The sequence below is a fragment of the Pantoea sp. F_5 genome (assembly GCF_008631595.1).
Lineage (GTDB): Bacteria > Pseudomonadota > Gammaproteobacteria > Enterobacterales > Enterobacteriaceae > Pantoea > Pantoea gossypiicola.
The window spans coordinates 16,281-37,404 of record NZ_VWUO01000004.1 but is presented as its reverse complement, the minus strand read 5'-3'; the positions used below and the strand labels follow the sequence as shown (position 1 = coordinate 37,404).

Below are 21,124 nucleotides of genomic sequence, written 5' to 3'. Positions count from 1 at the left end.
TATGGAGGCACAACATGACGCGCTACGACTTAGTGGCTGATATGCATCAGTGTGTAAACGACCTGGAACTGGCGCTGGGCGCGCTCCGTCAGCAGATTGAGGCGCAGCCGTTGCTCATCGCCCGCGTCTTCAGCCTGCCGCCGGTGGTGAAAGGCCGTGAACATGAAGCGATAACTCAGATTGCCGTTGAGCAGCATCTCGGTGAGCGCGCGTTGAAGATGGCACTTGACCACTATTGCCGCCTGTTTATGCAGCATCAGTCTGAACAGCTGAGCACCAAGGCAGCCGTGCGCTTACCCGGCGCGCTCTGTATCGAATGTGATGAACAGCGCGAAGCGGAGATCGGCTCGCTGGTCGACCTCATCAACCAGCTGAAAGCCCGGCTGGAGCAGTTGATCACGGTGGACTCGGGCCTGCCGAGCGAAGCGCGTTTTGAGTTCGTCCACCAGCATTTACGCGGCCTGATTACCCTGAATGCCTATCGCACGATCACCCTGCTCAGCGCTCCTGACAGCCTGCGTTTTGGCTGGGCCAACAAGCACATCATTAAAAATCTCAAGCGCGAAGAGGTGATCGCCCAGCTGGAAAAAAGTCTGAAGTCGGGGCGCGCGAAGGCACCCTGGTCACGCGAACAGTGGGCGGAAAAAGTGCAGGAGGAGCTGGCAAGCGTGCGCGCCCTGCCCGCCTCGGCACGACTGAAAATCAAGCGTCCGGTGAAAGTCCAGCCGGTGGCACGCGTCTGGCGCGCGGATGAACAAAAGCAGACCCAGCTGGCCTGCCCGTCACCGATTCTGGTGATCTGTCGTGATCGCACTCAGGTTCCGGTGCTGGGCGAGTTGCTCAATTACGATGCCGATAACATCACGCATCGTCATAAACCCGCCGCTGAACCGCTTAATCTGCTGATACCCCGACTGCATCTGTGGGTCGATTGCCCGATATAAAAAAAGGCCAGCATCCGCTGGCCTGTTCCTTATGGCTGACCTTACGACTTCATGCTGCCGACCATCTCTTCCGGACGGACCCAGGCATCAAACTCCTCTTCGGTCAGATAGCCCAGCTTCAGCGCCGAACCCTTCAGCGTCAGCCCCTCTTTGTGTGCCTTCTTGGCAATCTCAGCCGCTTTGTCATAGCCGATGTGGGTGTTCAGCGCGGTCACCAGCATCAGTGATTCGTTGAGCAGTTGATCGATGCGCTCACGCACCGGCTCAATGCCGACGGCGCAATGATGGTTAAAGCTGTCCATGCCGTCCGCCAGCAGGCGAATCGATTGCAGGAAGTTATGGATCACCATCGGACGGAAGACGTTAAGCTCAAAGTTACCCGACGCGCCGCCCATGTTGATCGCCACGTCATTACCCATCACCTGACAGCAAAGCATGGTCATCGCTTCACACTGCGTTGGGTTGACTTTGCCCGGCATAATGGAGCTACCAGGTTCGTTTTCCGGAATGGCGATTTCGCCGATGCCGCAACGCGGGCCGGAAGAGAGCCAGCGTACGTCGTTGGCGATTTTCATCAGCGAGGCGGCCAGCCCTTTCAGCGCGCCATGCGCATGCACCAGCGCATCACAGGTTGCCAGTGCCTCAAACTTATTTGGTGCGGTGACAAATGGCTGCTGCGTCAGATCGGCCAGCGCCTTCGCCACGCGCACTGCATATTCAGGATGGGTATTCAGACCGGTGCCCACCGCGGTTCCGCCCAGCGCCAGTTCCGCCACGTGCGGAATGCTCTGTTCGATATGCTTCAGGTTATGCTCCAGCATCGCCACCCAGCCTGAAATCTCCTGGCCCAGCGTCAGCGGCGTCGCATCCTGCAGGTGAGTACGACCAATCTTAACGATGTCTTTAAAGGCGTCAGACTTCTGGCTCAGCGTGTTTTTCAGTACCTGAATCTGAGGGATTAACTGTTCGCGCAGCGCGATCACGGCGGCAACATGCATCGCCGTCGGGAAGACGTCGTTGGAGCTCTGGCTCTTGTTCACATCGTCGTTGGGATGGACCAGGCGCGACATCCCACGCTCCCCGCCGAGGATTTCGCTCGCGCGGTTCGCCAGCACCTCATTCATGTTCATGTTGGTCTGGGTGCCGGAGCCGGTCTGCCAGATCGCCAGCGGGAACTCGTCCGCATGCTTATCCGCCAGCACTTCATCCGCCGCGCTGACAATCGCATCCGCGCGGTCAGTGGGCAGCAGTCCGAGATCGCGGTTGACGCTGGCCGCCGCGCGTTTGGTCAATGCCAGCGCATGCACCAGCGCGGTCGGCATTTTTTCGGTTGAGATACGGAAGTGTTCCAGTGAACGCTGCGTCTGCGCCCCCCACAGTTTGTCTGCCGGTACATCGATGGGGCCCATTGAATCTTTCTCAATGCGATTGGCTGCCATGAATACGTCTCCTTCACCTGTTTTTTAAAAGAATGATCGCCCGTTCTGTCATCGCATCCGATAACCCGGCGGTCAGGATACTGATACACAATAATTTAACATTATCAGAGCTTAGCGTCCTTTTGCGCTGGATATGTATTTTTACCGGTAGTTTCTGCTTTAATAGCCGCAATAATTTCCCGTGAAAAAGGGTTATACAATGCAAAAAATGAACAATTCGCTGCAAAATTACGCATGGGGCAGCAAAACGGCATTGACTGAGCTGTATGGGATTGCCAACCCCGAGGGTCTGCCGATGGCAGAGCTGTGGATGGGCGCACATCCGAAAAGTCCCTCAACTGTGATGGATCAGGGCCGCGAGCGTTCCTTACGCGACGTGATTGATGCCGCGCCCGCCGCGATGCTGGGCGACGCGGTGTCACAGCGCTTTGGTGAACTGCCCTTCCTGTTCAAAGTGCTGTGTGCCGATCAGCCCCTGTCGATTCAGGTCCATCCCAGCAAACGTGCGGCCGAAGTGGGCTTTGCCCGTGAGAATGCGGCGGGGATCCCGCTGACAGCAGCCGAGCGCAACTATAAAGATGCTAACCACAAGCCGGAGCTGGTCTATGCGCTGACGCCCTTTCAGGCGATGAACGGTTTTCGCACGCTGACGCAGATGGTCTCACTGCTGGAGCCGGTCGCGGGCGCACATCCTCAGATTGCCCATTTTCTGCAGCATCCCGATCAGGAGACGCTGGCTGCGCTCTTCTCTACCCTGCTGTCACTGGAGGGCGAGGCGAAATCGCTGGCGCTGGGTGTGCTGAAATCCGCACTTGATGCGCAGCAGGGCGAGCCGTGGGAAACCATTCGCATGATTGCGGCAGAGTATCCTGACGACAGCGGCCTGTTTTCACCGCTGCTGCTGAATGTCATCACCCTGCAGCCCGGCGAGGCGATGTTCCTCTACGCTGAAACCCCGCACGCGTATCTGAAAGGCGTGGCGCTGGAGGTGATGGCCAACTCTGATAACGTATTGCGGGCCGGTTTAACCCCGAAATATATCGATATCGACGAGCTGATGGCCAACCTGAAGTTTGAGGAGAAGCCTGCCAGCTCGCTGCTGACGAAGCCAGAGCAACAGGGTCATGCGCTGCGCTTCCCGATTCCGGTCGAAGATTTCGCCTTTGCCATCCATAGCCTGAACGCAGAACCGCAATCGCTGGCGCAGCAGAGCGCTGCCCTGCTGTTCTGCATCGAAGGCCAGGCGGTTATCGCCAAAGACGACCAGCAACTGACGCTGAAACCGGGTGAATCCTGCTTTATTGCCGCCAGCGAATCGCCGGTAACAGTCGCCGGTGCGGGCCGGCTGGCGCGGGTATTTAACGACTTAGGGCTGCGCGGCTGACGGAATCCCTGTTAACTGCTATTATTTCAACCTATTAGCTTTTAAACGCCTGCGGGCGTTTTTCTTCGGTCGCTGGGGTTAACCTGCGGCATAAGCGGACTCAAGGATAAGGACGAATCAGCAATGAAAAAGACCAATGTTGCCGTAGGTGTCATCATCGCACTGGGCGTAGTCTGGACGGGTGCGGCGTGGTTCACCGGCAAGCAAATTGAAAGCCACAGGGATGAGCTGGTGCAGAACGCCAATGCACAGCTGAACGCTTATGCCCCTAACAGTCGACTGAAGATCAGCTATCAGGACTATCAGCGCGGCGTGTTCAGCAGCAAAGTGAATCTGGTGGTTCAGGCCAATTCGCAGACGGAAGATAATCCGCTGCTGAAGCCGGGTCAGAGCATCATCCTGAATGAAACCATCGATCATGGCCCTTTCCCGTTTGCGCAGCTGAAGCATTTCAATCTGATCCCGAGCATGGCATCCGTTCATACCGAACTGGCTAACACCGATGCGGTGAAGAAGCTGTTTGAGCTGACCGGCAATAAATCGCTGATTAGCGCCGACACCCGCATCGGCTACAGCGGTGCTACCGATACCGCACTTCGTGTTCTGCCGGTTGACTATCAGAATGCGCAAACCGGCGAGCGTTTTGCCACTAATGGCGGCACCTTCAACGTCAGCGCCGATAATAAAGGCGATAAAGTGTCGCTGGACAGCGATGTGGATAGTCTCGCGCTCACCAGTAAAAATGAGATGGGCCAGCCGGTACTGTTCACTGTCAATGGTCTGAAGCTGAGCGGTAACACGCACCTCAGCCCGGAAGGCGTGCGCATCGGCGATCAGTCGGTCGATATTGAGAAGGTGAATGCCAGCATTAATGGTCAGGACGCCCTGACGCTGCACAAAATGAAAGGCACCTCCTCTTTCGACAACAGCGCCGGTAAAATTGGCGGCGATATTGATTACAAAGTGGAAAGCGTTCAGCTGCAGAAGCAGGACTTCGGTCAGGCTGCGCTTAAGATGAAGCTGTCTCAGTTTGATGCGCAGGCGGTCAAAGCGTTCTCCGATCGTTATAACCAACAGATGCAGGAACTGCTGACCCAGCCTGGCGTTGCAGAAGATCCTATCCGCTATCAGGCAGGCGTGCATCAGATTCTGATGGCCAATCTGCCGATGCTGCTAAAAGGCTCGCCATCCATCAGCATCGCTCCGCTGAGCTGGAAGAATGACAAAGGTGAAAGCACCTTTAATCTGACGGCCAGCTTCAACGACCCTTCTGCCGTTACTGGTGAAGCCCAGACTTTGAGCGCTATGGTTGATCGGGTACTGAAAAGCCTGGACAGCAAGCTGGTCATCAATATGCCGATGGCGACTGAAACCATGCACAAAGTGGGTCTGGCTGAGGGGTATCAGGCGGATGACGCACAGAAGCTGGCGGATCAGCAGGTGAAAGGTCTGGCGGCGATGGGTCAGATGTTCCGCCTGACTCAGCAGCAGGATAACAACATCGTGACCAGCCTGCAGTACACCAACGGTCAGGTGAACATGAACGGCGACAAGATGACGCTGGAACAGTTTATGTCCCGCTACATGCTGGGTATGCCGACCAGCGAAGGCATGCCGCAGTAAGCGCTGTCTTCCATCAAAGGCGACCTTCGGGTCGCTTTTTTTATGCCTGACCGCTGATTTGCCCGCCGGTTATGGGCAATTAAGCAGCATCCGGTGCGGCTGTTGCGCAAATAACTGGCGTGGTTGCGCAAGATATTTTTATAATGCTCTGCACTTCACCGACAACTCAGCGAGTGCGCCATGATCGATTCTAAAATTCCTCTGACTGATATTCACCGCCACCTTGATGGCAACATTCGTGCACAAACCATTCTCGATTTAGGCCGCCAGTTTAATCTCGCCCTGCCCGCATCAACGCTGGAGACGCTGCGTCCGCATGTACAGGTTGGCCAGAATGAACCTGATCTGGTGAGCTTCCTGCAGAAACTCGACTGGGGCGTGAAAGTGCTGGGCGATCTGGATGCCTGCCGCCGCATTGCGCAGGAAAATGTCGAAGATGCCGCGCGCGCGGGCATTCATTACGCTGAACTGCGTTTTTCGCCCGGTTATATGGCGATGACCCACAACCTGCCCATTGCCGGTGTGGTTGAAGCGGTCATTGACGGCGTACGCGCAGGCCGTCAGCAGCACGATATCGACGTGCGTCTGATTGGTATTATGAGCCGGACCTTTGGCGAAGATGCCTGCCTTGCCGAACTCGAAGGTTTACTGGCTCATCGCGATCACATTACCGCAGTCGATCTGGCGGGTGATGAGCTGGGCTTCCCGGGCAGCGAGTTCCTGAGTCACTTTACCCAGGCGCGCGATGCCGGTTTCCGCGTTACCGTGCATGCGGGCGAAGCGGCTGGCCCGGAGAGCATCTGGCAGGCGATTCGTGAGCTGGGCGCAGAACGTATCGGTCACGGGGTAAAAGCGATTGAAGATCGCGCGCTGATGGATTTCCTGGCGGAGCACCATATTGGTATTGAGTCCTGCCTGACCTCCAACATCCAGACCAGCACCGTGCCTTCACTGGCGCAGCATCCGCTGAAGACCTTCCTTGAGCATGGCATTCTGGCGACCATCAATACCGATGATCCCGCGGTTCAGGGCATTGAACTGGCGCATGAATATCATCATGCCGCACCGGCTGCCGGTCTGAGCGCGGCACAGATCCGTCAGGCGCAGGAAAATGGTCTGACGATTGCCTTCCTCAGCGACGCTGAGAAAGCGGCTATTCGCGCTCGCGTGCAGTAATCTGCCGCATCAGGAATAAAAAACGGGCCAGAAATCCGGCCCGATACTTTGCTGCCAAAACCCAGTCCCGGAAGTTCTGACAGCAACGCAAAGGCTTAACGCGCAGGAAACAGGGTCAGAGGAGGAAAGCGTCCCGCGCAAGGGACAAAAACGCCGGGAGCGTTTTTGAACAACGCAACGCGTTGGCCCGGCTACGGGCGCACCTCAGGGATGAGGTGCGTAATCGCGCGGGCCGAGCAAGCCAGGGATGGCGGCTTTTGCGACTTTCCGATCTGACCCTGTTCCCTTCGCTGGCTCGATCTCACCGCTGATTCCGCGAACATTACGGGCCGGATATTCGACCCGTTCTGCTTTTGCATTATACACTCACCAATCAGACGCGCTTCAGCGACATCGTCTGGCGTTTCTCGGCGGATTGCAGACCCAGCTCAATCAGCTCCATCACCTGAATCGCCTCTTCCGCCGTCACCGGATTATTACCGCGTCCGGCAATCGCATCGCGGATGCCCGCATAGTAAGCCGGATAGTTGCCCGGCTGGGTCAGCTGTGTGGTTTCGGTCAGGGAGTCGCCCTCAACCAGCGTCAGCGTACCATCGCGCATGTCATAGCCCCAGTCCTCCTGCGGCGGGAAGTCGCCCGACTTCAGGCGATCTTCCTGCGGATCCAGACCATATTTAACGTAACTGCCGCGCGTGCCGTGGACGGTGTAACGAGCGGATTCTGCCGCCACCAGCATGCTGGCGTGCAGCACGACGCGGCGCTGCGGATAAGTCAGCGTGGCGTGGAAGTAGTCAGTAGTCTGCGCGCCCGGACGCATTTCGGCCAGGTCAACATGGATGGCAACCGGTGGGCCAAACAGCTGAAGCGCCTGGTCCAACAGATGCGGTCCCAGGTCATACCAGATCCCGCTGCCTGCGCCCTTCATTTCACGCCAGCGATTGCGCACTTCCAGACGGAAGCGATCAAAATGCGATTCGAAATAGCGCACTTCACCGAGTGAGCCAGCTTCAAGCAGGGATTTAAGCGTCAGGAAGTCACTGTCCCAGCGGCGGTTATGGAATACCGACAGCAGCAGCCCTTTGGCTTTAGCCAGCGCATCCAGCTCACGTGCCTGTGACAACGTCACGGTAAACGGCTTATCGACCACCACATGTTTACCGGCATTCAGCGCCGCTTTAGCCAGCGGGAAGTGCGTATCGTTGGGGGTAGGAATAACAATCAATTGCAGAGTCGGATCGTCCAGCAGCGCCTGAGGATCGGCCACCACCTTCACGGCGGGCCAGTCGGCGTGGACTTTGCTGGCGTCGCTACTGGAAATGGCGGCCAGTTCGACGTCCGGCGTTCCCGCAATCAGCGGGGCATGAAACGTTTTACTGGCAAAGCCGTAGCCGATCAGACCAACACGTAATTTATCGCTCATTTGGATTCCTCTCAGAGCCTGCCTGGCAGGCTCTTAGTTGATAACCTGATTGATTTAAGACTATTAACCAGGTGAGAACAAGGCGGAATCCCCCGAAAAAACTAAGAGATAGCACTTCGCGCCAGGGGCCAGGCCGTCTGCGCCGCCAGGCTGTCGTGCGCATCCTGATTGCGGCGGCGGAAGTCGCTGGGACTGACGCCAACACGCTTGCGAAAGACGCGTGAGAAATAAAGCTGGTCGTCGTAACCCACTTCACGCCCGACCGACGCGATGGGTTCCTGGGTGGTTTGCAGCAGCAGTTTCGCGCGGATAACGCGCTGATCTTCGCGCCAGCGCAGCAGGTTCACCCCCATCTGCTCGCGAAAAAGGTGCGCCAGCCGCGACGGTGACAGACAGACGTGGCGCGCCACCTCTTCAATCCTGACCTCGCTGGCAAGATGATTAGTGACATACTGACAGGCTTCGATGACGCGCGGATCGCGGATTAACTGATGGCTGCGCGGATCTTCTTCAACGGCGCGCAGCAGCAGCCGCTCCAGCAGGTTCATCGCCAGCTCTTCCGCAAAGCGGCGGCCCGAGTTGTGGGTCTGTTCGATACTGGCAAACAATCGGTCGAACTCGCCACGCAGCGATTCCGGCAGCAGCAGTCGTCCTACGCCCTCCTGCTCATCCTGCCAGCGCAGCCAGTCGTGCCAGTAGGCGCGTGGACGGAAATAGACCCAGCGGTGGAACCACTGCAGGCTGTCCGGCGCTCGCCCATAATAGTGCGCGGTTTTTGGCTGAAACAGCAGCATTTCGCCGGGCTCGCAGTCAAAGGCCCGCTCGCCGTCGAATACCCGCCCTTTACCTTTGATGGTGAGGTTCAGAATGTAACCTTTCATGCCGTGCGGGCGATCGATAAAGAAATCGAGCGGGCCATCAGCGGTGATGGGCGTCAGCCCCGCCACCAGCCAGGCATTGAATGAATAGCCCGGCAACAAGGGGTTTTGCTGCCCGGCCGGTAATTCGCGGTGATACATAGCGTCCTCACTCAGTCTGTTATTGTTCAGATAGCCCGCAGAGGCGTCAGCGTCTGCGGGCCAACGGCTCGCGCAATCAGGCTTTTTTCTGTTTGTAACGGTCAAATATCACCGCAGCTAACAGTATCAGACCGCGCACCACATACTGTGAGAATGGCGAGATATTCAATAAATTCATCGCATTCTCGACGGTGCCGAGAATTAACACCCCTGCCACCACGTAGGAGATCTTGCCGATGCCGCCCTTCAGTGACACGCCGCCCAGTACGCAGGCAGAAATCACCACCAGCTCATAGCCGATGGAGGTCATGGGCTGACCGCTGGTCATACGCGACGCCAGAATGATGCCCGCCGCCGCCGAAACCAGACCGGAAAGAATGAAGATGATGATACGGGTTCGCACCACCGGCACACCGGCCAGTCGTGCGGCCTCTTCATTGCCGCCAATCGCCAGGGTATTACGGCCAAAGGTGGTTTTGTTAAGCAGGAAGCCGAAGATCAGCATGGTCGCCAGCGTCAGCCAGATGGGTGCAGGCACGCCAAGCCAGTTGGCAAAGCCCAGTTCAAAGAAGCGCTCATCTTCAATCCCGACCGCTTTACCGTCAGAGAAGATATAGGCCAGGCCGCGCACGATCTGCATGGTCGCCAGCGTGGTGATCAGCGCATTGATCTTGAGTCGGGCAATCACAAAGCCGTTGATAAAGCCGGTGATCATACCCAGCACCAGACCGGCTGCCACGCCAATCCACAGGCTTTCGGTCATGTTAATCACCACGGCGGTCACCACACCCGCACAGGCGATAACCGAGGCGACCGACAGGTCGAAATCCCCGGAGGCCAGACAGAACAGCATGCCGCAGGCGACCATGCCGGACATCGACATCGCCAGCCCTAAGCCTTTCATATTGATAAACGAGCCGAAGTTCGGCACAAAAATCGCACAGACAATAAACAGCAGTGCAAAGACAACCAGCATGCCGAAGTTGTCCCAGATGCGACCTAACTGCAGGCCGCCGCGTGAAGCAGGCTGCGGCGTATTTGAGGTCGTGGATGAAGCCATGATGATCTCCTGTCAGGCCACGGCGGCCGCTTGAGTGGTTTTGGGCATCGCCAGGCTCAGCGTCTGCTGCTCCGTGGCGTCGTCGTGCAGCAGTTCACCGGCAATGGCACCTTCACGCATCACCACGATGCGATCGGCCAGGCCCATCACTTCCGGTAAATCGCTGGAGGCGAACAGCACCGCAATGCCCCGGTTTGCCAGCTGATAAATCAGGTTATAAATTTCATGTTTGGCACCGACATCGATACCGCGCGTTGGCTCATCCAGCAGGATCACTTTCATATCTTCGGAGAGCCAGCGTCCCAGAATCGCCTTCTGTTGGTTACCGCCGGAGAGGTTCATGATCAGCTGATCGGCGCTGGGCGTTTTGATGTTCAGCGAGCGGATATGGCTGTCGGCGTTTTTGTTTTCCCAGCCGTTTTTAATCAGGCACCCGGCGGTAAGATTATGACGACGGGCGCTGATGTTGATGTTGTCGCGCACCGAGTGCACGGGAATAATGCCTTCGGCTTTGCGGTCTTCCGGGCAGAGCATGATGCCCGCACGAATAGCATCGATGGGTTCACGCAGCGGCAGCGGTTTGCCGTCCAGGATCACCTGACCGCCACGCAGCCGCGTGCCACCAAATAATCCTTTCAGCAGTTCACTGCGTCCGGCTCCGACCAGGCCAAACAGCCCGACGATTTCACCAGCATGAACTTTCAGCGAAATCGGCGTCCGCACGCCCTTCGCTTCAACCTTGTCCAGCTCCAGCCGCACGTCGCCTTTGGCTCGCGGTGAGTAGCCATAAATATCACCCAGGTTACGTCCCACCATCGCCTGCACCAGATCGTCATGATGAGTGTTGGCCATATCAGTAAAGGTTCGCACGTAGCGACCATCTTTGAAGACGGTGATGGCATCGCTGAGGGCAAAGATCTCCTCCATGCGGTGAGAAACGTAGAGCACCACCCGGCCCTCCTCGCGGAGCTGGCGGATGACGCGGAACAGGTTGTCGATTTCTCGCGCCGACAGGGAGCTGGTTGGCTCATCAAAGGCGATAATGCGCGCGTTGCGCGCCAGCGCTTTGGCAATCTCAACCATCTGCCACTGTCCCAGCGACAGGTATTTCAGCGGCATATCAGGATCGATATCCATGCCGAGATTTTTCAGCTGCACGCCCGCCTCAAAGCGCATCAGCTTACGATTGACCAGCCCGTGCTTGTGCGGAATCTGACCGAGATAGATGTTCTCCGCCACGCTCATTTCCGGTACCAGATGCAGTTCCTGGTAAATAATGGCGACGCCCGCGTCAAGCGCATCTGTGGTGCGCTGAAAGCTCATCGGCTTGCCTTTAATACGAATCTCACCGCCGCTCGGCTGATAACTGCCGCTGAGTATTTTTAACAGCGTCGATTTGCCTGCGCCGTTTTCGCCCATCAACGCATGGACTTCACCGCCCCGGCAGTCGAAGGAGATATCCTGCAACGCTTTCACGCCAGGAAAGGTTTTACTGATGCCATGAAACGACAGAAATGCTGAATCAGTGTTCATGTTGATCCTCACTCTTTCGCGCCACCGGCCTGTCAGGGCGGGCGGCGCGAAATCGGCTATTAAGGATGCCAGGCTGCGGACAGCCCGACAGGCTCAGAGTTACATCAGTCCTTTTTTCGCCAGCTCAGTTTTGAAGTTGTCACGGGTGATCAGCACCACATCGGTGACTTCGGTGAATTTCGGTGGATCTTCACCTTTGCTGACCCAGTTGTAGAGCATCTGGCTGCTTTTGTAGCCGTGGATATCCGGGCTTGGCAGCAGCGAACCGTAGAAGCCGGTCGCCTTGTCTTTCGACAGTTCACTGATGGCATCCACGCCGTTGATACCGATACCGATGACGTCAGCCGCTTTAAAGCCCTGACCTTCGGTGGCACGCACGCCGCCCAGCACGGTATTGTCGTTCATGCCGACAACCAGCCAGTGTTTAACTTCAGGATGCTGAACCAGCAGGGAGTTACCGGCGTCAAACGCGCCTGGGATATCGTTAGATTTGGTTGGCACCTGGTAGATCTGCGCTGCCGGGAAGCCTGCAGCTTTGATCGCGTCCATTGAGCCGCCGGTACGACGACGTGCGGTATCAAGTTCATTCGCGGTAATCGCCATCACGCCGGTGGTTTTCACATCCCAGCCGCGTTTCTGCATCTCTTTATAGAGTTCCTGGCCCTGGCGCTCACCAATTTTGGTGGCCGCCATCATCACCAGCGGCACGGTGTCCATTGGCTTGCCTTTGGCAGTCACGAACTGGTCATCCACGGCGATGACTTTCAGACCGTAGCCACGTGCTTTCGCCATGATGGCCGAGCCGAGTTTCGGATCGGGGGTACAGATAACAAAACCTTTCGCGCCATTCGCCGCCAGGCTGTCGATGGCATTCAGGGTTTTTTCACCATCCGGCACGGCAATTTTGATGACATCAAAGCCAAGATCTTTGCCCGCTTTGTCGGCGAATTTCCATTCAGTCTGGAACCAGGGTTCCTCGGGTTGCTTGACCAAAAAACCCAGCTTCATGGTCTCGGCGATAGCGGATTGTGACATAACCGCTGCCAGGCCGATGGCCGCGAATGCTTTAGTGAATTTATGCATGATGCTCTCCGGTACCAGGTTATTTTTCGCTGCTCATAACGAATCGGTGTAAGCGCTACCAGTTGGTCTTGTTTTGAGGGTACAGCCATAAATCAGTGCGTTAGGTTGCTATGTGTTGTCAGCCTGTCCAGACGCTGGGCTAGTTTTAGCGGTATTAGCGGAGAAAAATGTAGAGCGGTATCACATCTTAAAATCACGACAAAATGATCCATATATTCAGCAAATTTAACCGGAGATTAACTTTTGCAATGGATCACAAAATCACTGCCGATGGCAGGAAAGTGCATATTGTCAGCCAGTCATGACTAACTGATTTGGCGCGCCGAACCCAGGATACAGGAGTTAACTAACGACAGGAGATTCCGATGCGTGCTGGAGCCATCACCCTTGGGCTGGACTTTGGTAGTGATTCGGTGCGTGCGCTGGCCGTAGATTGTCATCGCGGCAAAGAGCTGCAGAGTGCGGTGTGCAGCTATCCGCGCTGGCAGCAGGGCTTATACAGCGATCCGCACACTAACCGTTTTCGTCACCATCCACAGGATTACATCGACGCGATGGAGCAGGCGCTGCTCGGCGTGCTGAATGCACTGAGCGACGATCAACGCGCCGCCGTGGTCGGCATTGGCGTTGACAGCACCGGCTCAACCCCGGCGCCAATTGACCGCGACGGCAACGTGCTGGCGCTGCGCCCGGAGTTCGCGGAGAACCCCAACGCGATGTTTGTGTTGTGGAAAGATCACACGGCGATAGAAGAAGCAGAAGAGATCAATCAGCTGTGTCACAGCGGCCGCTTCCAGGATTACAGCCGCTATATCGGCGGCATTTACTCCTCGGAGTGGTTCTGGGCGAAGATTCTGCACGTGTCGCGTGAAGATGCGGCAGTGCGTGAGGCCGCGGTCTCCTGGGTCGAGCTGTGCGATTGGATACCTGCCCTGTTAAGCGGCACGACCGCGCCAGATAAGCTGCGCCGTGGTCGCTGTGCGGCCGGGCATAAAGCGCTGTGGCACGGCGACTGGAACGGCCTGCCCGATGTTGATTTCCTTAATGCACTCGACCCGCTGTTAACCCAGCAGCTCGACTCGCCGCTGTTCAGGGATACCTGGACCGCCGATCTGCCGGTTGGCACGCTCAGCCCGGAGTGGGCACAGCGTCTGGGCCTGACGCAAACCGTCACGCTCTCCGGTGGCGCGTTTGACTGCCATATGGGCGCAGTCGGTGGCGGAGCTAAACCCTATACCCTGGTGAAAGTGATCGGCACATCCACCTGCGACATCCTGATTGCTGACGCAGATAAAGTCGGCGATCGCGATATCAAAGGCATCTGTGGTCAGGTCGATGGCAGCGTCATGCCAGGTGCTATCGGACTGGAGGCGGGTCAGTCTGCCTTTGGTGATATCTACGCCTGGTTCAGCCGTTTACTGGGCTGGCCGTTACAGCTGGCGGCGCAGCAGCATCCTGAGCTGAAGCCTCAGCTGGCGGAGATGCAAAAGAATCTGATTAAAGATCTGACCGAGGCCTGGGCTGCCAATCCGCAACTCGACCATCTGCCGGTGGTGCTGGACTGGTTTAACGGTCGGCGCACGCCAAACGCCAATCAGCGGCTGAAAGGGGTGATTACTGACCTGAATCTGGGCACCGATGCCCCCGCGCTGTTTGGTGGTCTGGTCGCGGCAACCGCGTTTGGCGCACGCGCCATCATGGAGTGCTTCGAGCAGCAGCAGATCCCGGTAGAGAGCATTCTGACACTCGGTGGCATCGCGCGGAAATCCCCGGCAATTATGCAGACCTGCTGCGATGTGATGAACCGGCCACTGGATATCGTCGCTTCTGACGAGTGCTGTGCGCTGGGTGCAGCCATTTTCGCCGCCGTCGCCGCCGGCGTTCACGCCAGCGTCCCGGATGCACAGCAAGTCATGGCCAGTCCGATTGCCGTGACGCTGCAGCCTGATCCGGCGCGCGTCGCCCGCTATCAACAACTTTATCAACGCTATCAACAATGGTGCGTGACGGCAGAACCGCAATACGCCGCCCGCCCCGCTTCCGCTACGCGCCTGGCCCAACAGGCGTAATTGTTGCAGGCAGTCTGGACACGGACAGCGCGGAACAAGCAGGCGTACACGGAGTACGTGAGGATTACTCGCGGTGCTCGGTCCTTCAGGGTCGCACTTCAGGGCGTTCGGGTTGCTAAAGCAGCCTGTGTGAGCACTGCCCGGGTTCAGACTGACAAATAAATTAGCCCACTAAGGTCGGCTCAAAGTAAAGGAGTGGTTTTATGGAACAGTCAAACAACTACAGCGTGTGGTTTGTCATCGGCACGCAGCACCTCTACGGGCCGGAGTCGTTACGCCAGGTTGAACAGAATGCACGTCAGGTCGTCGAAGGGTTGAATCAGGCCGGCTTACCCGTGCATCTGGAGTTGAAACCGCTGGTGAAGTCACCGGATGAAGCCCTGGCCCTGTGCCGCGACGCCAACTATGACAAGCAGTGCGTCGGGATCATTACCTGGCTGCACACCTTTTCTCCGGCCAAAATGTGGATTGGCGGTCTGAGCGTGCTGAATAAGCCGCTGCTGCAATTCCATACCCAGTTCAATGCGGAGATCCCATGGGACAGCATGGACATGGACTTTATGAACCTGAACCAGACCGCGCACGGCGGCCGTGAGTTCGGTTTCATCGGGGCGCGCATGGGCCTCCAGCACAGCGTGGTGACCGGTCACTGGAAAGACAGCGCCAGTCAGCAGCGTCTGGGGAACTGGATGCGTGCAGCGCTGGCAAAACAGGCCAGCCAGCAGCTGAAAGTCGCCCGTTTTGGCGACAACATGCGTGAAGTGGCCGTGACCGAAGGTGATAAGGTTGCCGCACAGATTCAGTTCGGCTATTCAGTGAATGGCTGGGGCGTGGGCGATCTGGTTGAGGTGATCAATGGCGTCAGCGATGGCGACGTGAATGCACTGATCGACGAATATGAAAGCCTGTATCGCTTTACCGATGTTGCTTCATCTGGCGGCGAAAAACGTCAGAACGTGCTGGATGCCGCGCGCATCGAGCTGGGCCTGAAGCGTTTCCTGGACGCGGAAGGCTGCCACGCCTTTACCACTAACTTCCAGACGCTGCACGGCATGACGCAGTTGCCCGGTCTGGCGGTTCAGCGTCTGATGGGTCAGGGTTATGGTTTCGCCGGCGAAGGTGACTGGAAGACCGCTGCGCTGCTGCGCATTTTCAAAGTGCTGGCTGGCGACCGTAAAGGTGGTACTTCATTTATGGAGGATTACACCTATCACTTTTCACCGGGCAACGATCTGGTGCTTGGCTCACACATGCTGGAAGTCTGTCCGTCGATCGCCATTGAAGAGAAACCGTTGATTGATGTGCAGTTCCTCGGCATTGGCGATAAAGCCGACCCGGCGCGGATGATTTTCTCCACGCCAGCGGGCCGTGCGGTTAACGCCAGCGTAATCGATATGGGTGACCGTTTCCGTCTGCTGGTTAACGTGGTAGATGCTATCGAGCAGCCGAAACCGCTGCCGAAGTTGCCGGTTGCCCGCGCACTGTGGAAAGCGCAGCCTTCACTGGCGACCGCTTCCGAAGCGTGGATTCTGGGCGGCGGTGCGCACCATACGGTGTTCAGTCAGGCGCTGACGCTCGACGATATGTATCTGTACGGTGAGATGAACGATATCGAAGTGCTGGTGATTGATGAGCACACCACCTTGCCTGCGTTTAAAGACGCGCTGCGCTGGAATGAAGCTTATTACCGGTTAAAACGTTAATTAGCGATCATTGGCACTTTAGGACTCTTTAAAAGATAGTTTCAGGAAAGGCAAAGCGCCGTTTGGTTGAGAATCAGTGCAATTCAGTCGGAAATGGCGGGCGTTGCGTAAAGACGCCGTAAATACATCCCTGTAGGCTCTGCCGCCGCATCCATGCGGCGGACGCTTTACTCCACTGCCCGCCATCCCCTCCTTAATTTTGCATTTTTGCGAATATTCAAAAGCTCAGCATGTAATAAAAGCCCCTACTGCGAAAGTCCCATTTCGCTGCAACTGTGCACTCCACTCTTTCAATTTCGCACTGCCTTTTACAGCAATGATTAAGCCCAATCGGGAAGGAATGGTATGCCTGAAGAGCAAAGCGTCCGCGCCAGGGATGGCGCGGCCGATCCGCATGGATGCGGGAATTCTTTGCGATCAGGCATACCATTCCTGACCTTGCACCCAAATCCCATAGCGATTGTTTTTACGGACATACAAAAGAGCGTTTTAGTCTTTGCTATAACCCTACTCTTTCATCATCTTGAACTTTCCTCCATCAGCCTGTATTGCTACATACCTGATAAAACAAGGTGAAAGCGCCATGCAAATTGCCGATCTGAACCAGCATCCTGACTACGCCTCACAAACCGCACAACTGCTGCACACCGAATGGTCACATCTTCCTGCATGGTCGCATCAGCCCACTATACTTACGCGTTTAACTAAACGGAATCAGACCGCCTGGGCAGAATTTACCCTCGTCGCCACATCGGACGGCGAAACGGTTATCGCGACCTGTAGCGTCATCCGTTATGAACTGGACGACATCGCGGCACGGGAATACTGGATTGGCGAAGTGGTGACGGATAAGAAATTCCGGGGCCAGGGCGTGGCGAAAGCCTTGATCCAGCGGGCGATTGCCCGGGCAAAACACCAGCAGATTGGCGAGCTCTGGCTCTATACACCCGATCAACAGGCATACTATCAGCGTTCAGGATGGCGGGTGGTCGAACAGCGGCACATAGCGGGTGAAGACGTCACGGTGATGGTGTTGCATCTGGCGTAGTAAAAGGCGGCTCCTGAGAGCCGCCTTTATCCAGGATACTCAGTACTCAGGTAGGGATGCGTTTAACCGGCGCGTTCTGCTGACGATCCCAGATTACCGTCAGCAACCGCTGCAACGCGATAAACGCAAACAGCAGGACCCCGATGGCGATCTTGGTCCACCACGAACTCAGCGTGCCGTCGAAATTAATCCAGGTCTGGATCAGCCCCTGAATCAGCACACCAAACAGCGTGCCCAGCACCGTCCCCACACCACCCGACAGCAGCGTGCCGCCGATCACCACCGACGCAATTGCATCCAGCTCCACACCCAACCCGGCCAGCGCATAACCTGCCGAGGTATAGATCGAGAACACGATGCCCGCCAGCGTCGCCAGCGTGGTGGAAAGCATATAAATCTTAATGGTGGTGGCTCGGGTTGAAACCCCCATCAACTGAGCCGACGTCATATTGCCGCCGATGGCGTAAACCCGGTTACCAAACCGCGTGCGGTGCGCCAGAATAATCCCGCCCAACACCACCACCAGCATAATCACCGCCAGCAGACTAAGACGCCCTCCGCCCGGCACTTTCCACGCCAGGCTGGACAGCAGGGTGTAAAACGGATGATCGATGGGAATCGAATTCTCGGACACCAGATAAGAACAGCCGCGCAGGAAAAACATCCCCGCCAGCGTAATGATAAAGGCCGGGATCTTCAGGGCATCAATCAGCCAGCCCATCATGGCACCGAACAGCGCACCCAGTGACAGAATCAGTGCAAACGCCAGCAACGGATCGATATGAAAATCACCAATTGCCCGCGCCAGAAAAACGCCGGTAAAGGCGATCACCGCGCCGACAGACAGATCGATACCACCCGACAAAATCACAAAGGTCATGCCGACGGCGATAATCCCGAGGAAGGCGTTATCGGTCAGGATATTGCAGATGACCCGGGTTGAAGCAAAGCCCGGGAACTGACTCAGACAAAACAGGTAACCCGCCACAAACACCAGCAAGGTGATCATCAGCGGAAGATGACGTTTAATCATGTCGGGCGTCTCCGTTTCAACATCGCAATAAACCGCGGTGACTGCAGCAACAGCACACACATCACCACCACCGCTTTCACCACCTGATTCAGCTCCGGCGGGAAGCCGGAGAGCAGAATCCCGGTATTCATCGACTGAATAATCAGCGCGCCAATCAGCGACAACACCAGATTAAAGCGGCCACCCATCAGCGATGCGCCACCAATCACCACGGCGAGAATCGCATCCAGCTCCAGCCACAAACCGGCGTTATTGGCATCCGCCCCGCGAATATCCGCCGTGACAATCAGACCCGCAACGGCGGCACAGACGCCACTGATCGCATAAGTCGACATCACCACCAGCCAGCCGGTCACGCCCGCGTTGCGGGCCGCGCGCAGATTAATCCCCACTGCTTCGATAAACAGACCCAGCGCGGTCTTGCGCGTCAGCAGCCAGACGGCCAGCGCCACCACCAGCGTGATCCAGACCGGCACCGGCAACATCCACAGCGAGCCGTTACCAAACCAGCCGAGACTGTCACTGTCGAACGTCACAATCTGTCCCTGCGTAATCAGCTGAGCGATACCGCGCCCGGCGACCATCAGAATCAGCGTGGCAACAAACGGCTGAATACGCAGCAGCGCCACCAGCACCCCATTCCATAACCCACAGGCTAAACCGGTTCCCAGCGTACAGAGAATAATGAACGGCACACCGTGTCCGGCGACGGTCAGTGTGGCGGCGGTCGCGCCCGCTATCGCCATCACCGCACCCACGGACAGATCGATACCGCCGGTGGCAATCACCAGCGTCATGCCAATTGCCAGCAGGGCAACCGGGGCCGCACGGTTAAGAATATCGATCGGGCTGCCGAACAAACGGCCATCCTGCAGGTGTACAGCAAAAAAGTTACTGGCTACCAGACTGTCGATCAGCAGCACCAGCATCAGCGCGGCGATTTGCGGCATCCCTGGCGGGAACTTCAGCTTACGACGTGGCATTTTTTCAGTTGTCATAGAGGAATCAGGCATGTTTAGCCCCTCCGTCCGCGATAGCATTGACGATCGACGCCACCGAAAGCTGCTCCAGCGGAATTTCGGCCACCTGCTTCAGATCGCGCATGATCAACACCCGATCGGCATAACCGACCAGCTCTTCGAGTTCAGAGGAGATCACCAGCAGCGCCAGACCATCGGCGCATAGGGATTCAATTAAACGGATAATCTCGGCGTGTGCGCCTACATCAATGCCGCGCGTCGGTTCGTCGAGAATCAAAAACTGCGGTTTAGTCACCAGCCAGCGCGACAACAGCACCTTCTGCTGGTTGCCGCCCGATAACAGTTCCACCGGCTGCTCTGCGTGCGGCGTGCGAATGCCCAGACTCTTAATAAAACGATCGGCAATCACCTGCTGCTCGCGCTTCTTAATCGGCCTTAACCAGCCGCGCTGCGCCTGCAACGCCAGAATAATATTTTCGCGAACGGAGGCTGCGCCAATAATCCCGTCCGTCTTCCGATCCTCCGGACAAAATCCCATGCCGAGCTGCGAGGCTTTCGCCGGGTTGGTAATGCGCTGCACTTTGCCTTTGATCTTCGCGGTTCCGCGATCGGCCCGACGAATACCAAACAGCACTTCAGCGGTCTCTGTGCGGCCAGAACCTAACAGACCAGCAAGTCCCACAACCTCACCGGGACGCACCGCCAGGTTAAAGGGTTCGATGGTGCCCTTCCTGCCGTAATCTTCAAACGACACCACTGGCTGATTACTGCGCAGCGTGCTGCCCTGACGCTGTAATGCCGTCTCCAGCAGTTCACGACCCAGCATCAGCTTAATCAGTTCAATCTGCGACAGCGTGGCGGTATCACGGGTGGCGATAAACTGCCCGTTACGCAGCACGGTAATCCGGTCAGTAATGCGATACACCTGGTCGAGAAAGTGGGTCACAAAAATCAGGCTCATCCCTTTGGCTTTTAGCTGCGCCATCAGGGTAAACAGCATTTCGACTTCGCTGGCATCCAGGCTGGCTGTCGGCTCATCGAGGATCAGCACCTGTGCCGAAAGATCCACCGCGCGGCAGATGGCAACAATCTGCTGCATCGCCACCGAGTAGTGTCCCAGCGGGCGCGTCACATCGAGCGAAAAACCGTAGTTCCGCATCAGCGCATCGGCATCACGCACCATGCGGCGACGGTCGATCATGCCAAAGCGACGCGGCTCACGACCAATATAGAGGTTATCTGCCACCGACATGTTCGGCAGCATATTCACTTCCTGATAAACGGTGCCGATGCCCATCTCCTGCGCCTGCGCGGTGCTATGCGCGGTAATCGGCTCACCATTGAGGGTAATCGTCCCGGTATCACGGCTGTAAACACCGGTCAGCACCTTTATCAGGGTCGATTTCCCCGCACCGTTTTCCCCCAGCAGCGCCATGATCTCCCCTTTGCGAATATCAAAGGAAACATTGCTCAGCGCTTTAACGCCGGGAAACCCTTTGCTGACGCCGCTGATGGATAACAGCGGTGTATCATTTTGCGTCGTCATTCTGCTCACTCCGCCTTACGTCATGAAAAACCGCCCCGAGAGGCGGTCTGCGGCTGGTCTGGGA

The 21,124-nt window shown here is 56.9% G+C and carries 16 protein-coding genes; 7 read left to right on the top strand and 9 right to left on the bottom strand.

The genetic code is table 11. From position 1 onward, the window contains the following. The first annotated feature begins 14 nt into the window (after nt 1-14). Complete coding sequence (gene tus / locus F3I44_RS06805) at nt 15-944, top strand: DNA replication terminus site-binding protein (protein WP_150009986.1); 930 nt, start codon at nt 15-17, stop codon at nt 942-944. Between the two features lie 41 nt (nt 945-985). Here tus and fumC read toward each other — a convergent pair whose 3' ends face one another. Then, nucleotides 986-2,383, bottom strand: coding sequence for a class II fumarate hydratase (gene fumC, locus F3I44_RS06800; RefSeq protein WP_150009984.1), 1,398 nt, complete (start codon nt 2,381-2,383; stop codon nt 986-988). A gap of 199 nt (nt 2,384-2,582) precedes the next feature. Here fumC and manA point away from each other — a divergent pair, with 199 nt between their 5' ends. The 3 genes from manA (at nt 2,583) to add (ending at nt 6,566) form a co-directional block, all read left to right on the top strand. Then, nucleotides 2,583-3,767, top strand: a complete 1,185-nt coding sequence (manA, locus tag F3I44_RS06795; protein ID WP_150019364.1) for a mannose-6-phosphate isomerase — start codon at nt 2,583-2,585, stop codon at nt 3,765-3,767. A gap of 123 nt (nt 3,768-3,890) precedes the next feature. Continuing rightward, nucleotides 3,891-5,390: a YdgA family protein gene (locus F3I44_RS06790; protein WP_150019363.1), complete on the top strand. Its 1,500-nt coding sequence runs from the start codon at nt 3,891-3,893 to the stop codon at nt 5,388-5,390. A 180-nt stretch (nt 5,391-5,570) separates the two neighbouring features. Then, on the top strand, nt 5,571-6,566 hold the full coding sequence (add, locus tag F3I44_RS06785; RefSeq protein WP_033732594.1) for an adenosine deaminase: 996 nt from the start codon (nt 5,571-5,573) through the stop codon (nt 6,564-6,566). 373 nt (nt 6,567-6,939) lie between these two features. Here the strand turns inward: add and F3I44_RS06780 are convergent, their stop codons facing one another. From F3I44_RS06780 to F3I44_RS06760, 5 genes are all read right to left on the bottom strand, one after another. After that, nucleotides 6,940-7,986, bottom strand: a complete 1,047-nt coding sequence (locus F3I44_RS06780) for an oxidoreductase (RefSeq protein WP_150009978.1) — start codon at nt 7,984-7,986, stop codon at nt 6,940-6,942. Between the two features lie 101 nt (nt 7,987-8,087). After that, nucleotides 8,088-9,005 (bottom strand): arabinose operon transcriptional regulator AraC, encoded by a 918-nt coding sequence (gene araC, locus F3I44_RS06775; protein ID WP_150009976.1) that lies wholly within the window; start codon nt 9,003-9,005, stop codon nt 8,088-8,090. Nucleotides 9,006-9,081: 76 nt separating this feature from the next. After that, on the bottom strand, nt 9,082-10,065 hold the full coding sequence (gene araH, locus F3I44_RS06770; protein ID WP_013357784.1) for an L-arabinose ABC transporter permease AraH: 984 nt from the start codon (nt 10,063-10,065) through the stop codon (nt 9,082-9,084). Nucleotides 10,066-10,077: 12 nt separating this feature from the next. Next, nucleotides 10,078-11,598 carry an L-arabinose ABC transporter ATP-binding protein AraG gene (araG, locus tag F3I44_RS06765; RefSeq protein ID WP_150009974.1) on the bottom strand — a complete coding sequence of 507 codons (1,521 nt, stop codon included), beginning with the start codon at nt 11,596-11,598 and terminating at the stop codon, nt 10,078-10,080. A 99-nt stretch (nt 11,599-11,697) separates the two neighbouring features. Next, the gene (locus tag F3I44_RS06760; RefSeq protein ID WP_150009972.1) at nt 11,698-12,681 is read right to left on the bottom strand and encodes an arabinose ABC transporter substrate-binding protein; all 984 of its coding nucleotides are present in this window, start codon (nt 12,679-12,681) and stop codon (nt 11,698-11,700) included. Between the two features lie 365 nt (nt 12,682-13,046). On the opposite strand from F3I44_RS06760, the gene F3I44_RS06755 reads away from it, so the two are divergent. The 3 genes from F3I44_RS06755 (at nt 13,047) to F3I44_RS06745 (ending at nt 17,501) form a co-directional block, all read left to right on the top strand. Beyond that, on the top strand, nt 13,047-14,750 hold the full coding sequence (locus F3I44_RS06755; RefSeq protein WP_150019362.1) for a ribulokinase: 1,704 nt from the start codon (nt 13,047-13,049) through the stop codon (nt 14,748-14,750). Nucleotides 14,751-14,953: 203 nt separating this feature from the next. After that, on the top strand, nt 14,954-16,453 hold the full coding sequence (gene araA, locus F3I44_RS06750; protein WP_150009968.1) for an L-arabinose isomerase: 1,500 nt from the start codon (nt 14,954-14,956) through the stop codon (nt 16,451-16,453). Between the two features lie 583 nt (nt 16,454-17,036). Continuing rightward, nucleotides 17,037-17,501 (top strand): GNAT family N-acetyltransferase, encoded by a 465-nt coding sequence (locus F3I44_RS06745; protein ID WP_150009966.1) that lies wholly within the window; start codon nt 17,037-17,039, stop codon nt 17,499-17,501. Nucleotides 17,502-17,547: 46 nt separating this feature from the next. Here F3I44_RS06745 and yjfF read toward each other — a convergent pair whose 3' ends face one another. From yjfF to F3I44_RS06730, 3 genes are read right to left on the bottom strand one after another with little or no spacing between them, the layout of a single operon-like run. Continuing rightward, nucleotides 17,548-18,534: a galactofuranose ABC transporter, permease protein YjfF gene (gene yjfF, locus F3I44_RS06740; protein WP_150009964.1), complete on the bottom strand. Its 987-nt coding sequence runs from the start codon at nt 18,532-18,534 to the stop codon at nt 17,548-17,550. Further along, a complete protein-coding gene (gene ytfT / locus F3I44_RS06735) occupies nt 18,531-19,547 on the bottom strand; it encodes a galactofuranose ABC transporter, ATP-binding protein YtfT (protein ID WP_150009962.1) in 1,017 nt (338 codons plus the stop codon). Before ytfT ends, yjfF begins: the two co-directional genes overlap by 4 nt. Beyond that, the gene (locus tag F3I44_RS06730) at nt 19,540-21,060 is read right to left on the bottom strand and encodes a sugar ABC transporter ATP-binding protein (RefSeq protein WP_150009960.1); all 1,521 of its coding nucleotides are present in this window, start codon (nt 21,058-21,060) and stop codon (nt 19,540-19,542) included. Before F3I44_RS06730 ends, ytfT begins: the two co-directional genes overlap by 8 nt. Nucleotides 21,061-21,124: the final 64 nt, after the last annotated feature.